Here is a 14,284-nt window from a genome sequence, read left to right as displayed (position 1 = left end):
TCCTACAGGGGATTGTGTTCAGGTGTTCCAGATTCGCGGTGGCATGGCTTCGCGGCCAAGCAGTGTCGGGCGCAGCAACCTCCATAAATCAATCAGCCAGCCACGGGCCAACAGCGCTTCGCTGGCCAGGCACCGGGCGACCAACAGCCCTGGCAATTGGGTGAGATCCCCGCGCACATCGTTGGGCAGCGAGCGGCAGCGCTCCAGCAAATCGCTATCGATTTCCCCTGTTACCAACAGGGTGGCAAACACCGGTTGCCCGTCCAGGCCAATCGGCGAATCGAGCAAGCCATCGCCCCCGACAATGCGCTGGCGTTCGTGCCAGAGCAACTGGCCGTCGCGGCGGATATCCAGTTGTGCCTGAAAATGCCCGAGGTCGAAACGCTCGCCACTGGCCGGGCGCCCCAGGGCCACGACGTCCCAGTAGAACAAACGGGCATCGCCTTCAAGGTCGATGCTGGTGCTGAGTTCAGCCTGCGCCGCACTGAAAATGATCGTCTCCTGGGGCAGCCATTCCAATGTCGCACCGGCGGCCACTTGCAAGTCCAGCCGCTGATAGGCGGGGCCGACCGCGCGGTACCACTTGGCGGCGCCGGGGCTGGTGATCTGCGCCCAGGCACCTGTGCCGACGCTGGCCGAAATGTCCAGCCGATCACCGCCGGCAATCCCGCCCGGCGGGTGGACGATGATGTGCTGGCAGACTTCAGGCCCTTCGGCATACAGGTGCTTTTGCACCCGCAGCGGGCCTTTGTGTCGACGCTGGACCGGGCGAGTGGTGTTGGCGAATCGGGCGTAGCCCAGTTCCAGTTCGGCATGCCAACTGGGGGTAAACAAAACGCCGGATGCAGGAAGAGTCATGGTCAGTGCTTATCGAGAGGTCCTCAGGAGGGTTGCAAAGGCTGTGCCGCAGGGTATTGCCGGGTGTAGGGGGCTATGAATCGCCGCCGCGCACCACTTGGGGGCGCGGCGTGGAAGATGGTGCGACAAATTGGTGCTTTGAAGCCGCCGTGGCAAGGACTCAGATCGTGACCAGCCCGCGCACCCCTTCCGCTTCCATATTCTCGCCGCGACCCTGTTGCACAATCTCGCCCCGGGACATCACCAGGTATTGGTCGGCCAGTTCAGCTGCGAAATCGTAGAACTGCTCCACCAGCAAAATCGCCATGTCACCGCGTGCGGCAAGCTTCTTGATTACCGCGCCTATCTCCTTGATCACCGACGGCTGAATGCCTTCGGTGGGTTCGTCGAGAATCAGCAAACGAGGCCGGCTGGCCAATGCACGACCAATGGCCAGTTGCTGTTGCTGACCACCGGACAAGTCCCCGCCACGGCGTTGCTTCATTTGCAGCAACACCGGGAACAACTCGTAGATGAACGCCGGCACTTCCTTGGCTTCCGAGCCGGGAAAGCGCGACAGGCCCATCAGCAGGTTTTCTTCCACGGTCAGGCGACCGAAAATTTCCCGGCCCTGAGGCACGTAGGCGATCCCGGCATGCACTCGTTGGTGCGGCTTGAACGTGGTGATCGGCTTGCCTTCCCAATTCACCGCGCCTTCTTTGGCCGGCAGCAAACCCATCAGGCATTTGAGCAGCGTGGTCTTACCGACGCCGTTGCGGCCCAGCAGGCAGGTGACTTCACCGACTTTCACGTCGAACGTCAGACCGCGCAGGATATGGCTACCGCCGTAGTATTGGTGCAGTTTGTCGACTTGCAGCATCTTTGAATTCCCCTCAAATCCCTTGTAGGAGCCGGCTTGCTGGCGATGGCGGCGCATCAGCCAACATCAATATTGCCTGACCCACCGCGATCGCTGGCAAGCCAGCTCCCACAGGTTTTGTATTTGCAGAGCTATCGACCGAGATAAACCTCGATCACCCGCTCGTTATCCTGCACCTGTTCCAATGAACCTTCGGCCAACACGCTGCCCTGGTGCAACACGGTGACGTGGTCGGCGATGGAGCCAACGAAACCCATGTCGTGTTCCACCACCATCAGCGAATGCTTGCCCGCCAGGGTCTTGAACAGCTCGGCGGTGAATTCGGTTTCGGCGTCGGTCATGCCCGCCACCGGTTCGTCGAGCAGCAGCAGTTGCGGGTCCTGCATCAGCAACATGCCGATTTCCAGAAACTGCTTTTGCCCGTGGGACAACAAGCCTGCCGGGCGATTGACCGAGGCGGTCAGGCGAATGGTGTCGAGCACTTCGGCGATGCGATCCTTCTGCTCACCATTGAGCCGCGCCCGCAGACTGGCCCACACCGACTTGTCGGTTTTCTGCGCCAGCTCCAGGTTTTCAAACACGCTCAAGGCTTCGAACACTGTTGGTTTCTGGAACTTGCGACCGATGCCGGCCTGGGCAATCTGCACTTCGCTCATCTGCGTCAGGTCCAGGGTTTCGCCGAACCAGGCCTTGCCGTGACTGGGCCGGGTCTTGCCGGTGATCACGTCCATCAGCGTGGTCTTGCCCGCGCCGTTGGGACCGATGATGCAGCGCAGTTCGCCGACACCGATGTACAGGTTCAGATCGTTCAGCGCCTTGAAACCGTCGAAGCTGACGCTGATGTCTTCCAGGGTCAGGATCGTACCGTGGCGCGTGTTCAGACCCTTGCCGGCACGCTGGCCGAGGCCGAGGGCATCGCGGCTGGTGCCGGCGTCGCGGTTGGGCTCCAGCGGCGGAAAGAACGCCGGTTCGAGCATGAATTCAGCGGTCGCAGTGGTTCTCATTTTAAAAGCCTCATTGTTCGCCGTTCTTTTTCAGCAAGCCGATCACGCCTTTGGGCAGGTACAGGGTCACGACGATGAACAGCGCGCCGAGGAAGAACAGCCAGTATTCCGGGAAAGCCACGGTGAACCAGCTCTTCATGCCGTTGACCACGCCAGCGCCGAGCAAGGGGCCGATCAGCGTGCCGCGACCGCCGAGGGCCACCCAAACAGCGGCTTCGATGGAGTTGGTCGGCGACATTTCACTCGGGTTGATGATGCCGACTTGCGGCACATACAACGCACCGGCGAGACCACAGAGCACCGCGCTCAACACCCACACAAACAGCTTGAAGCCACGCGGATCGTAGCCGCAGAACATCAAGCGGTTTTCCGCATCGCGCAACGCGGTCAACACCCGGCCGAACTTGCTCTGCGCCAGGCGCCAGCCGATATACAGGCTGGCCACCAGCAACAACACCGTGGCGAAAAACAGCACCGCGCGAGTGCCCGGTTCCGTAATGCCAAAGCCGAGAATCGTGCGGAAGTTGGTAAAGCCGTTGTTGCCGCCAAACCCGGTTTCATTGCGGAAAAACAGGAGCATCCCGGCGAAGGTCAGGGCCTGGGTCATGATCGAGAAATACACGCCCTTGATCCGCGAACGGAAGGCGAAAAAGCCGAACACCAACGCCAGCAACCCCGGCGCCAGTACCACCAGGCACAGGGTCCAGAGGAAGCTGCTGGTGCCGGTCCAGAACCACGGCAATTCGGTCCACGACAGGAACGTCATGAACGCCGGCAAACCATCGCCCGAGGCCTGGCGCATCAGGTACATGCCCATCGCGTAGCCGCCGAGGGCGAAGAACAAACCGTGGCCGAGGGACAGCAACCCGGCGTAACCCCAGACCAGATCCAGCGCCAGAGCGACGATGGCGTAGCAAAGAATTTTGCCCACCAGTGTCAGGGTGTAGGCCGAGACGTGAAACACACTGACGGGCGATAACAGCGACAGCAGCGGCAACGCCAGCAGCAGAACAAGAATCACCGCGCCAACCGCGAGGGTGACTTTGGGGCCGGCCTTTTGCGTGGCCGTAATCAGTAGAGGCTGGTTCATCAGTCGATCACCCGTCCTTTCAGTGCGAAGAGGCCTTGCGGACGTTTCTGGATGAACAGAATGATCAGCGCGAGGATGAGGATCTTGCCGAGTACGGCACCGATTTGCGGTTCGAGAATCTTGTTGGCGATCCCTAAGCCGAACGCGGCCAAAACGCTACCGGCCAGTTGACCGACGCCGCCGAGCACCACCACCAGGAATGAGTCGATGATGTAGCTCTGGCCGAGGTCCGGACCGACGTTGCCGATCTGGCTCAGCGCCACACCGCCGAGACCGGCGATGCCCGAGCCAAGGCCGAAGGCGAGCATGTCCACGCGCCCGGTGGGCACGCCGCAGCAGGCAGCCATGTTGCGGTTCTGGGTGACGGCGCGAACATTGAGGCCCAGGCGAGTCTTGTTCAGCAGCAGCCAGGTCAGCACCACCACAAACAAGGCAAACGCGATGATGACGATACGGTTGTATGGCAGCACGAGATTAGGCAGCACTTGAATCCCGCCCGACAGCCACGCGGGGTTCGCCACTTCGACGTTCTGTGCGCCGAACAGCAGTCGCACGAGTTGAATCAGCATCAGGCTGATGCCCCAGGTGGCGAGCAGGGTTTCCAGTGGACGGCCATAGAGGTGGCGAATCACCGTGCGCTCCAGCGCCATACCGATGGCGGCGGTGACGAAAAACGCCACCGGCAGTGCAATCAATGGATAGAACTCGATGGCCTGCGGCGCGTAGCGCTGGAACATCAGCTGCACGACATAGGTCGAGTAGGCGCCGAGCATCAGCATCTCGCCGTGGGCCATGTTGATCACGCCAAGCAGGCCGAAAGTGATCGCAAGTCCCAGTGCGGCGAGCAGCAGGATCGAACCGAGGGACATGCCGCTGAAGGCTTGTCCGAGCAATTCGCCGACCAGCAGTTTGCGTTTGACCTGAGCGAGGCTGGTTTCAGCGGCGGTGCGAACAGTCGCATCGGCTTCAACACCAGGCTCCAGCAGACTTTCGAGGCGCGTGCGGGCCAGCGGGTCGCCGGTTTCGCCCAGTAGACGCACAGCGGCAAGGCGCACGGCGGGGTCGGTGTCCACCAGTTGCAGGTTGGCCAGGGCCAGGCTCAGGGCGGCGTGGACGGTTTCGTCTTGTTCGCCAGCCAGTTGCTGGTCGAGGAATTTCAGCTGCGCGGGTTTGGCGCTTTTCTGCAATTGCTGCGCAGCGGCCAGACGGATTTTGGCGTCGGCGGCGAGCAATTGGTGGCTGGCCAAAGCGGTGTCGATCAGACCCCGCAGGCGGTTGTTCAGGCGCAGGGTTTTCGGCTGTCCATCGACGGTCAACTCGCCTTGTTGCAGGGCGTTGATCAACTCGATGCGGGCCGGATCAGGCTGCGCGGCCCAGGTTTCCAGAAGTTTTGCTTGCTGTACGGGATTGGCGGCAACGAAGTCTTCGGCGTCGCCAGCGTGAGTGGCCATCGGCAGCAAAAGTGCGATGGCGAGGATAAAGCGGTAAAGGGCAGTGGGCATATTTATGGCCTTGCGCGGACTAAATGTGGCAGCAGATTTCTTGTGGCGAGGGAGCTTGCTCCCGCTGGACTGCGCAGCAGTCCCCTTCTTTTCGGGATAAGGGGCCGCTTTGCAGCCCAGCGGGAGCAAGCTCCCTCGCCACAAAAGCTTGCGACCACAGGATTTGTGTCAGGCCCGAGCTCCATGCTCAGGCCCGGCATCGCTGGGCTTAGTTGCTCTTCATCGCGTAGTCAGGTTTCTTGTCGTTACCCGGGATGAACGGGCTCCACGGCTGGGCGCGAATCGGACCTTCGGTCTGCCAGACCACGTTGAACTGACCGTCCGCCTGGATCTCGCCGATCATCACGGGTTTGTGCAGGTGGTGATTGGTCTTGTCCATGGTCAGGGTGTAACCCGACGGTGCGGCAAAGGTCTGGCCGGCCAAGGCTTCGCGGACTTTGTCTACGTCAGTGGACTTGGCTTTTTCCGCCGCTTGCGCCCACATGTGGATGCCGACGTAAGTGGCTTCCATCGGGTCGTTGGTCACCGCTTTGTCGGCGCCAGGCAGGTTGTGTTTCTTCGCGTAGGCTTTCCAGTCGGCGACGAATTTCTTGTTCGCCGGGTTCTCAACCGATTCGAAGTAGTTCCACGCCGCCAGGTTGCCCACCAGCGGTTTGGTGTCGATGCCGCGCAGTTCTTCTTCGCCCACCGAGAACGCCACGACCGGCACGTCGGTCGCCTTCAGGCCCTGGTTGGCCAGTTCTTTATAGAACGGCACGTTGGAGTCGCCGTTGACGGTGGAGATGACCGCCGTCTTGCCGCCGGCCGAGAATTTCTTGATGTTGGCGACGATGGTTTGATAGTCGCTGTGACCGAACGGGGTGTAGACCTCTTCGATGTCTTTGTCGGCCACGCCTTTGGAGTGCAGGAACGAACGCAGGATTTTGTTGGTGGTGCGCGGGTAGACGTAGTCGGTGCCGAGCAGGAAGTAGCGCTTGGCGCCGCCGCCTTCTTCGCTCATCAAGTATTCAACGGCCGGGATCGCCTGTTGGTTCGGCGCGGCACCGGTGTAGAACACGTTTGGCGACATCTCTTCGCCTTCGTATTGCACCGGATAGAACAGCAGGCCGTTGAGTTCTTCGAACACCGGCAACACCGATTTACGCGACACGGACGTCCAGCAACCGAACACCACGGCGACCTTGTCCTGGGTCAGCAGCTGGCGGCCCTTTTCGGCGAACAACGGCCAGTTCGACGCTGGGTCCACAACGACCGGCTCCAGCATCTTGCCGTTCACGCCGCCCTTGGCGTTGATCTCGTCGATGGTCATCAACGCCATGTCTTTGAGCGATGTTTCGGAGATCGCCATGGTCCCGGACAACGAATGCAGAATACCGACCTTGATGGTCTCGGCGGCCTGGACAGTCCAGGTCATGCCCATCGCGGCAATCGATGCCGAGAGTGTGAAAGCCTTGATCAAACTGCGACGCTTCATTGTGCGATCTCCATGAACTTATGAATTTTCTTGGTGGCAGATGCGGACTACTGAAGGGTCTTTAGCAAGGGCTGTGCCCGGTCGGGAAAAGGTAGGGAAATGTCGGTTTAGAGCGGTCGGGCGGTTGAGGGGTGCACCATCAACGATCGCGTCTGGCGCGTTGGTGCGTTGTGCTGCGCCAGATTGGGGCAGGTGGCGCTGATCACCTGTAGGAGTGAGCCTGCTCGCGATAGCGGTAGATCAGACAACATCGGCGTTGACTGAAAGATCGCCATCGCGAGCAGGCTCACTCCCACAGTTTTGATTGAGGTGAGTCAGCGGCGGCGCATCAGGCCGATGAAGAACAGGCCGCCGATGGCAGCGGTGGCGACGCCGATGGGCAGGTCTTCCGGGGCGATCAGCGTCCGGGCGGCGACGTCGACCCACACCAGAAACACACTGCCAAGCAACACGCACACCGGCAGTAATCGGCGGTGCTCCGCCCCAACCAGGCGCCGCGCAATGTGCGGCACCATCAGCCCGACAAAACCGATCGAGCCGCTGATGGAAACCAGTACACCGGTCATTAGCGACGCGATCACAAACACCCGCAAGCGCACCGCGCGCGCATTCAATCCCAAGGTCACGGCAGTCTGTTCGCCCGCCATCAAAGCGTTGAGCGGTCGCGCCATGCCGAGCAGCAGCACTAATCCGAGCAACACGCTGGCGGCCGGCACCGCGAGCAGCTCCCAGCGTGCCAGTCCGAGACCGCCGAGCATCCAGAACATCACCGCCGAACTGGCACGGTGGTCGCCGAGAAACAGCAACAGGTTGGCGATCGCCATCATCACGAACGACACCGCCACGCCGCACAGCAGCAAGCGATCACTGTCCAGCCGACCGCTGCGGTTGGCGATCATCAGCACCACCAGCATGCTCAACAACGCGCCGATAAACGCTGCGATGGGCAAGGTCAGCAGGCCAACGATTTCACCCACATGCAACACCACGATCACTGCGCCCAGGGTTGCACCGGACGTGACCCCGAGCAGGTGCGGATCAGCCAACGGGTTGCGCGTTACGGCTTGCAGCACCGCGCCTATCAGCGCCAGTCCGGCGCCCACCAGGGCACCGAGCACCATACGCGGCACACGAATCAGCCAGACGATATGCTCCTGCCCGGCAGTCCAATCCGTCTCGCCGAGACCGAGCAGTTTGTGCAGCAAAATCCGCCACACCACATCCACCGGCACCCGCGCCGGGCCGAAACCCAGCGACACCACGCACGACACCAGCAACAGCACGCCAAGAGCAATAAGCAACAAGGCATAACGACGATTGATCATGCGCCGTGGAAGCCCTTGGCCAAGGTTTCGACCGCCAGCACGTTATCGATTCCCGGCGTGGCCTGCACGTAAGGAATGACCACGAAGCGTTGATGCTTGATCGCATCCACTGATTGCAGGGCCTTGTTGTTGCGCAGAAATAGAATCTTCTGTTCGGCAGTGACTTCGCCGTAGTCGACGATCACGATGACCTGCGGATTGCGCTCGACCACGTTTTCCCAATTGACCCGGGTCCAACTCGCGTCGACATCATCAAGAACATTGCGCCCACCCGCCGCGTCGATCAGCGCTTGCGGCATGCCGAGGCGGCCCGAGGTCATCGCCCGGTCTTCACCACTGTCGTAGAGAAACACGCGGGGTTTGTCGGCCGGCGGATTTTTCTGAATGTCGGCAATTTTCGCCTGCATACCGGCAATCACCGCGCTGGCACGATCCTGCACGTCGAAGATTTTGCCGAGGTTGCGCAGGTCGTTGTAGGTGTCTTCCAGCGTGGCCGGTGGACGCTTCATTACGAAGGCGCAGGACTCGGTCAACTCATAGACATTGATGCCCAGCGGTTGCAGGGTTTGCGGCGTGAGGTCGCCGCCTACGCGCATGCCGTAATCCCAGCCGGCAAAGAAGAAATCGACGTTGGCGTTGAGCAGGGTCTCCACCGACGGGTACTTGGCCGCCAGCTCGGGCAAACCGTCGAGGATGCTCTGCATGTCGGGCGTTACCGCTTTCCATCCGGACACGCCGCTGTAGCCGGCCATTTTCGATTTGAGGCCGAGGGCGAGCATCATCTGGGTCATGTTGATGTCGTGGCTGAGCGCGTGTTTCGGCGCTTCGGTGAAGGTCACTTCGCGGTTGCAGCTCTGAATGGTCAACGGATAATGCGTGGCCTCGGCAAACGCCTGGGCAGTGCCCAGCAACAGGGCGAAGGGAAGACAGGAGCGCAGCAGATTCATGGTTGGGTAATCCAGGTAATTCGTGGGTAGCCGTGCAAGGGGTGTTCATCGATCAGCGCTTCGACGTCGAACACATTGCGTAGCAACTCAGTAGTCAGAACGTCTTGCGGCGTGCCGCTGGCGACGATGCGCCCGTAGTTGATCACGTAGAGACGATCACAAAACGCAGCCGCCAGATTGAGGTCATGGATGCTCGCCAGGGTGCCGATTTTCAGGCGCTTGACCAGCCTCAACAGCTCAAGCTGATAGCGCGGGTCGAGGTGGTTGGTCGGTTCGTCGAGGATCAGCATTTGCGGCTGCTGGGCCAGCGCGCGGGCAAGGATTACCCGCTGTTTTTCACCGCCGGAAAGGGTGGAGAAGGCGTGGTCCTCAAAGCCTCGGAGGCCGACTGATTCCAGCGCGTGGATCACGAGGTTTCGATCCTCGATCGTGTCGCCATCGAACAGGCCTTTGTGCGGTGTGCGCCCCATGGCGACCACTTCTTCGACGGTCAGGCCGAAGGCGTCGGGGAATTCCTGCAACACCACGGCGATGCGTTGCGCGCACCAGCGAGAGGATTGTTTCCAGACGTTGTGATGATCGAGCCGGACTTCACCTCTCTCCGGTTTGCTGAAGCGCCAGGCGCAACGCAACAGGCTGGTCTTGCCGCTGCCGTTTGGGCCGATCAATCCGACGAACTCCCCGGCAGCGACGTGCAGCGAGGCATCGTGCAGTTGGAACTGGTGATGACAGTGGCCGTGGCCCAGGGGTGTCCAGGTGATGTTTTTGAGGTGAAGCGAGGTCATGCCGTGGCTCTTGAGGTGAAGCTGATGGCCCCATCGCGGGCAAGCCCGCTCCCACAGGGTTCGCGCAAACCCTGTGGGAACGGGCTTGCCCGCGATGAGGCCCGAAAGGAAACCCGGAGTTGCCCGAGTGATACGCGGGGGAAGTCTACATGGCTGACAGTCCCGCGCATCTCGCCTGTTTCAAGATGAAGATGAGGCCGACTCAGTTTGCCGGTTGAAACGCGACAGCAGCACACGATCCAACACCCAGACCACCACCAGCGAAGCACCCACCAACGGGAACGCCACGGCCAGGGCGAACATGATGACCATCGCGGTTTTCCATTTCGGCAGGTCGTGGCGCAGCGGCGGCACACCGAACTTGCCTTGCGGGCGACGCTTCCACCAGATCACCACGCCACTGACGGCGCTGAGCAGGATCATCAGGCAGATCAGCAACACGATGATCTGGTTGAGCGTGCCGAACATCTTGCCTTCGTGCAGCATCACGCCGATTTCCGTGGCGCGGGCGACGGTGCCGTAGTGCTCGAAGCGCACGTCGGCGAGGACGTCGCCGCTGTACTGATCGACATGCAGTGTGGCGTCGTTGCGCGGGTCGTCGGCGAACACGGCGATGGTGAACACGCCGGTGGCCGTGGTCGGGAAGGTGATGCTGTAACCCGGCTCGACCTTGCGTTGTACGGCGATGTTTTGCACGTCTTGCAGGCTGATGGTCGGCGCGGCGGGGCCGGCTTGCGCATCGCCGCGGGCCATGTGTTCGGCGTGGTCGCCGGACATCGGCATCGGGGTATTTTCCATCGCCCACGGCACGGTCTGGCGAGTGGCGCTGTTGAGGCTGCGGGCCTCGACGTCGGACTTCGGCACGTTGTCCCACATCGCCGCCGGAAAGACGTTCCACACGGCCGCGTATTGCTGGCCCCAGAACCCGGTCCAGGTCATGCCGCTGAGCAACATCACCAACAACAGGGAGGCGCCCCAGAACCCGGTGACGGCGTGCAAGTCACGCCAAAGCACTCGCCCGCGGCTGCTCAGGCGTGGCCACAAAATGCCGGCGGCCTGACCGCGCGGCCACCACAGGAACACCCCGGAAACCACCAACACCACGCCCCAACCGGCGGCCATCTCGATGAGGCGGTCACCGACGGTGCCGATCATCAGTTCGCCGTGAATTGCCCGGGCGATGGCTTGCAGGTTTTTCTTGGCGTCTTGCTCGCCGAGGATGTCACCGTGGTACGGGTCGACAAACACGTTCAGTTCGTTGCCGCCATTGAGCACGACGAACTGGGCGCTGCGTTCGGCGTTGACCGGTGGCAGGTACTGTTTGATCGTGCCTTGTGGATAGGCGTCTTTTACCCGCTTGAGCAGGTCGTCGGCGGGAACCGTGTGGTGACCGGCCGGGACGTTGAGCAGGCTGCTGTACATCAGCGAATCGAGTTGCGGTTTGAACAGGTAAATGGTGCCGGTCAGGGCCAGCATCACCATGAAGGGCGCAACGAACAATCCGGCATAGAAATGCCAGCGCCAGGCCAGGTTGTAGAAATTCACTTTGGGCTGTTTCATCACGTGTGCTCCGCTTGGCTGGATCTTTTAGTTGTTGGTTTGCGGTTGCTGCGCAACCGATCGCGAGCAGGCTCGCTCCTACAGGGGAGCGGGCTTGCCCGCGATGCTCTTAAAAGCTCATGTCCACCTTGGTCCAGAGCGTGCGCCCCGGTTCCTTGATGGCTTGCGGGTCATTCGCCGGGTAGCCGAAACCGGCGTTGCCCGCCAGGTTCAAGTGTTCGGCGTAGGCTTTGCCGAACAGGTTGTCGACGCCGGTGCTGACCTTCCAGTTGTCGTTGATCCGGTAGGCGCCGTTGAGCGAGAACACGGCGAAGCCCGGGGTCTTGTCGAAGTCCTTGCCGACGACGTTGCCTTTGTTCTGGTCGATGCGGTTTTGCCCGGCGACCACTCTCCACAGTGCGCCGGCGCTCCAGTTTTCTTCGCTGTAAGTCAGGCCGAAACGTGCGTCCAGCGGCGGCATTTGCGGCAACGCATTGCCATCGCTGCTGTTCTTGCCCCAGGCGTACGCCAGGGTTGCGTCGGCTTTCCAGTGGTTGGTCAGGTTGTAAGCTGCGCCCAGTTCGCCGCCCATGATTCGTGCGTCGATGTTCTCGGCCTGGGAGGTTGTGGTCGTGTAGTTGAACAATATGTAGTCGCGCACTTGGCCGACGTAAGCCGAGGCCCAGGCTTCGAGGTCTTCGGTCTTGTATTGCAGGCCGAAGTCGAGCTGGGTGGTTTTTTCCGGTTTGATCGAATCGAAGGCATTCAGCGATCCGGTGGGTCCGGAGTTGGGCGAAAACAGCTCCCAGTAATCCGGAAAACGCTGGGTGTGCCCGAGGCCTGCGTACAGCGTGGTCGGGCTGTCGGCCAGGTCGTGCTCGTAGCGAGTGAAGCCGCTGGGCAAGGTGTCGGCGCGGGTGTGATCGGCGGTCGGATTGGGCCGGGTCATCATTCCCGAGCCGAGGGTCTGGCGGAAATCCTTGGCCGAAGCGCGGTCCAGGCGTGCGCCGCTGATCAGTCGGTCACGGTCGGCGGCGTACCAGGTCAGTTCGCTGAATACCCCGTAGTTGTGGAAGTCGGCATCCTTTTTATAGGGGCCGTCGTTATAGGTGTCGATGCCCATGCCGCTGCGTTGGCGATGTTCGTTGGTCTGCGCGTCGATGCCGCTGATCAACTGCACATCGGCCCAGCGCCAGGTGCCTTTGATTCGTGCACCGAGGGTGCGGCGGTCGACGTTGGACGCCATGGGCCCGGCCATCATTCCGGTGCCGGACGGCGTGCGCAGGGTGTAGTTGTCCATCACGTGGTCGGCGTAGTTGTAGTAGACCTGCGCTTCGAGCTTTTCAAACACGTCACTGAGGTTGGACTTTTCGAAGCGCAGGCCAAGGCTTTCGCGTTTGAACTGCGAGCCGTCCATGCCGCGTCCGGCGTAACGCGCCTCACCATCGCCTTTGCCGGCGGTCAGCTCCAGCAAAGTGTCGGCGTCCGGGGTCCAGCCGAGCGCGACGTCGCCGTTCCATTTGTCGTAGCGCGAGGCCACGATGTCGTTGTTGCCGTCCTTGTAATCGTCGGCGTGGGCAGTGTTGCCGATGACTCGCACGTAGCCCAACGGACCGCCGGCAGCGGCGTCCACCAGTTTGTCGAAACGGCCGTTGGAACCGGCCAGCACGCTGGCGTTCACGCGGGTGCCGAGTTCGCCGAAGCTTTCCGGCTCACGGTCGAAGAGGATCGTGCCGGCCGAGGCGCCCGGTCCCCAAAGCACGGTTTGCGGGCCTTTGATCACGGTCAGTTTGTCGTAGGTCTCTGGCGAGATATACGAGGTTGGCGCGTCCATCCGGCCGGGGCAGGCGCCGAGCATCATGCCGCCGTTGGTGAGGATGTTCAGCCGCGAACCGAACATGCCGCGCAACACCGGGTCGCCATTGGTGCCGCCGTTGCGCACCTGAGCGAAACCCGGAATGGTTTTCAGATAATCGGAACCGTCGCTGGCCGGCACCGGTTGGCGCGGGTCCTTGGGATTGGTGACGATGGTCAGCGGAGAGCTCGGGGCAATGGCGGTGATCACCGTCGGGCTCAGTTCTTCACTGTGGCCGGCGTGTTCATCGGCCAGCACTGAGGGCGTAAGTAAAGCACCGCACAGAATGGCGGTGGCGTGCCTGAATCGAATCGCGGATTCATTCAGGGTCAAAGAGGCTTGGGCAGGGCTCAAGCGTGAGTCAGCAGAAAACCTGGACATGACAATTTCCATCGAACAGTCGTAAACGACACGGCTGACAACCTGCGCAATCCCTGTGGGAGTGAGCTTGCTCGCGATAGCGGTGTATCAGGCGACATGAATGTTGACTGACACTCCCTTTTCGCGAGCCGGCTCGCTCCCATAGGTAGCTTTGCTTGTCTGCGAACCGTGTGAAATCAGGGGTGGGTTTACGCGACGACGGGTGGCGCGCGGGTGCGGGCGCCGGGGAAGAAGGTTTGCCGGGCATGGCCCAGGCGAGGGGAGGGTGTGGTGAAAGTGTTGTCGGGCGGTGTGTCGAATGCTGCGAATGAAGCACCACCGGTAAGCGCCGGGCAATTGAACAGCAGGCTGCAATAGCCGCACTTTTCCCAGAGAGCGTGATGACCGGTTTGTGGCGGACAGTGCTCGGCGTCGGGTTGCGCGCCGTGGGCGGCGTGATCCATCGCCGACATATCCATGCTCATGTCCATCGACATGCTCATGTCCATCGACATGCTCATGGACATCGGGGTGCGCGAATCCATCGGCATCGACTGAGAAATCAGCGGGCCGATGAAGATCATCAGCATGGCGAACAGGCTGATCCAGCTACCGCGCGTCAAGCTCAATGGCTGACGGCGTGGTGCGGATGACCTGGCGCTAAGCGGGCGCATGGGCGTATTCAG

General features: G+C 61.4%; 12 protein-coding genes. All 12 read right to left on the bottom strand.

The genetic code is table 11. The features are described 5' to 3' along the window. Positions 1 to 18 precede the first annotated feature (18 nt). The gene (locus tag KGB21_RS18970; protein WP_223506308.1) at positions 19 to 858 is read right to left on the bottom strand and encodes an urease accessory protein UreD; all 840 of its coding nucleotides are present in this window, start codon (positions 856 to 858) and stop codon (positions 19 to 21) included. A gap of 160 nt (positions 859 to 1,018) precedes the next feature. Next, positions 1,019 to 1,717 (bottom strand): urea ABC transporter ATP-binding subunit UrtE, encoded by a 699-nt coding sequence (urtE, locus tag KGB21_RS18965; protein ID WP_008031204.1) that lies wholly within the window; start codon positions 1,715 to 1,717, stop codon positions 1,019 to 1,021. A 131-nt stretch (positions 1,718 to 1,848) separates the two neighbouring features. Next, complete coding sequence (gene urtD / locus KGB21_RS18960; RefSeq protein ID WP_034149687.1) at positions 1,849 to 2,721, bottom strand: urea ABC transporter ATP-binding protein UrtD; 873 nt, start codon at positions 2,719 to 2,721, stop codon at positions 1,849 to 1,851. A 10-nt stretch (positions 2,722 to 2,731) separates the two neighbouring features. Next, a complete protein-coding gene (gene urtC, locus KGB21_RS18955; RefSeq protein ID WP_034149688.1) occupies positions 2,732 to 3,811 on the bottom strand; it encodes an urea ABC transporter permease subunit UrtC in 1,080 nt (359 codons plus the stop codon). Further along, positions 3,811 to 5,313 (bottom strand): urea ABC transporter permease subunit UrtB, encoded by a 1,503-nt coding sequence (urtB, locus tag KGB21_RS18950; RefSeq protein WP_034149689.1) that lies wholly within the window; start codon positions 5,311 to 5,313, stop codon positions 3,811 to 3,813. Before urtB ends, urtC begins: the two co-directional genes overlap by 1 nt. A 208-nt stretch (positions 5,314 to 5,521) precedes the next feature. Next, positions 5,522 to 6,787: an urea ABC transporter substrate-binding protein gene (gene urtA, locus KGB21_RS18945; RefSeq protein WP_223506307.1), complete on the bottom strand. Its 1,266-nt coding sequence runs from the start codon at positions 6,785 to 6,787 to the stop codon at positions 5,522 to 5,524. A 314-nt stretch (positions 6,788 to 7,101) separates the two neighbouring features. After that, the gene (locus tag KGB21_RS18940; protein WP_223506306.1) at positions 7,102 to 8,112 is read right to left on the bottom strand and encodes a FecCD family ABC transporter permease; all 1,011 of its coding nucleotides are present in this window, start codon (positions 8,110 to 8,112) and stop codon (positions 7,102 to 7,104) included. Continuing rightward, complete coding sequence (locus tag KGB21_RS18935; protein WP_223506305.1) at positions 8,109 to 9,059, bottom strand: ABC transporter substrate-binding protein; 951 nt, start codon at positions 9,057 to 9,059, stop codon at positions 8,109 to 8,111. Before KGB21_RS18935 ends, KGB21_RS18940 begins: the two co-directional genes overlap by 4 nt. Next, positions 9,056 to 9,844 (bottom strand): ABC transporter ATP-binding protein, encoded by a 789-nt coding sequence (locus KGB21_RS18930; RefSeq protein ID WP_223506304.1) that lies wholly within the window; start codon positions 9,842 to 9,844, stop codon positions 9,056 to 9,058. Before KGB21_RS18930 ends, KGB21_RS18935 begins: the two co-directional genes overlap by 4 nt. Before the next feature lie 180 nt (positions 9,845 to 10,024). Beyond that, positions 10,025 to 11,404 carry a PepSY-associated TM helix domain-containing protein gene (locus KGB21_RS18925; protein WP_223506303.1) on the bottom strand — a complete coding sequence of 460 codons (1,380 nt, stop codon included), beginning with the start codon at positions 11,402 to 11,404 and terminating at the stop codon, positions 10,025 to 10,027. 109 nt (positions 11,405 to 11,513) lie between these two features. Next, positions 11,514 to 13,619, bottom strand: coding sequence for a TonB-dependent copper receptor (locus KGB21_RS18920; RefSeq protein WP_034149695.1), 2,106 nt, complete (start codon positions 13,617 to 13,619; stop codon positions 11,514 to 11,516). Between the two features lie 188 nt (positions 13,620 to 13,807). Continuing rightward, the gene (locus tag KGB21_RS18915) at positions 13,808 to 14,272 is read right to left on the bottom strand and encodes a DUF2946 domain-containing protein (RefSeq protein ID WP_223506302.1); all 465 of its coding nucleotides are present in this window, start codon (positions 14,270 to 14,272) and stop codon (positions 13,808 to 13,810) included. Between the last annotated feature and the right edge of the window lie 12 nt (positions 14,273 to 14,284).

The organism is Pseudomonas sp. GL-RE-29 (assembly GCF_019947275.1).
Lineage (GTDB): Bacteria > Pseudomonadota > Gammaproteobacteria > Pseudomonadales > Pseudomonadaceae > Aquipseudomonas > Aquipseudomonas fluorescens_A.
The sequence above is the reverse complement of the archived record's forward strand: the minus strand, read 5'-3'. Positions and strand labels throughout refer to the sequence as shown.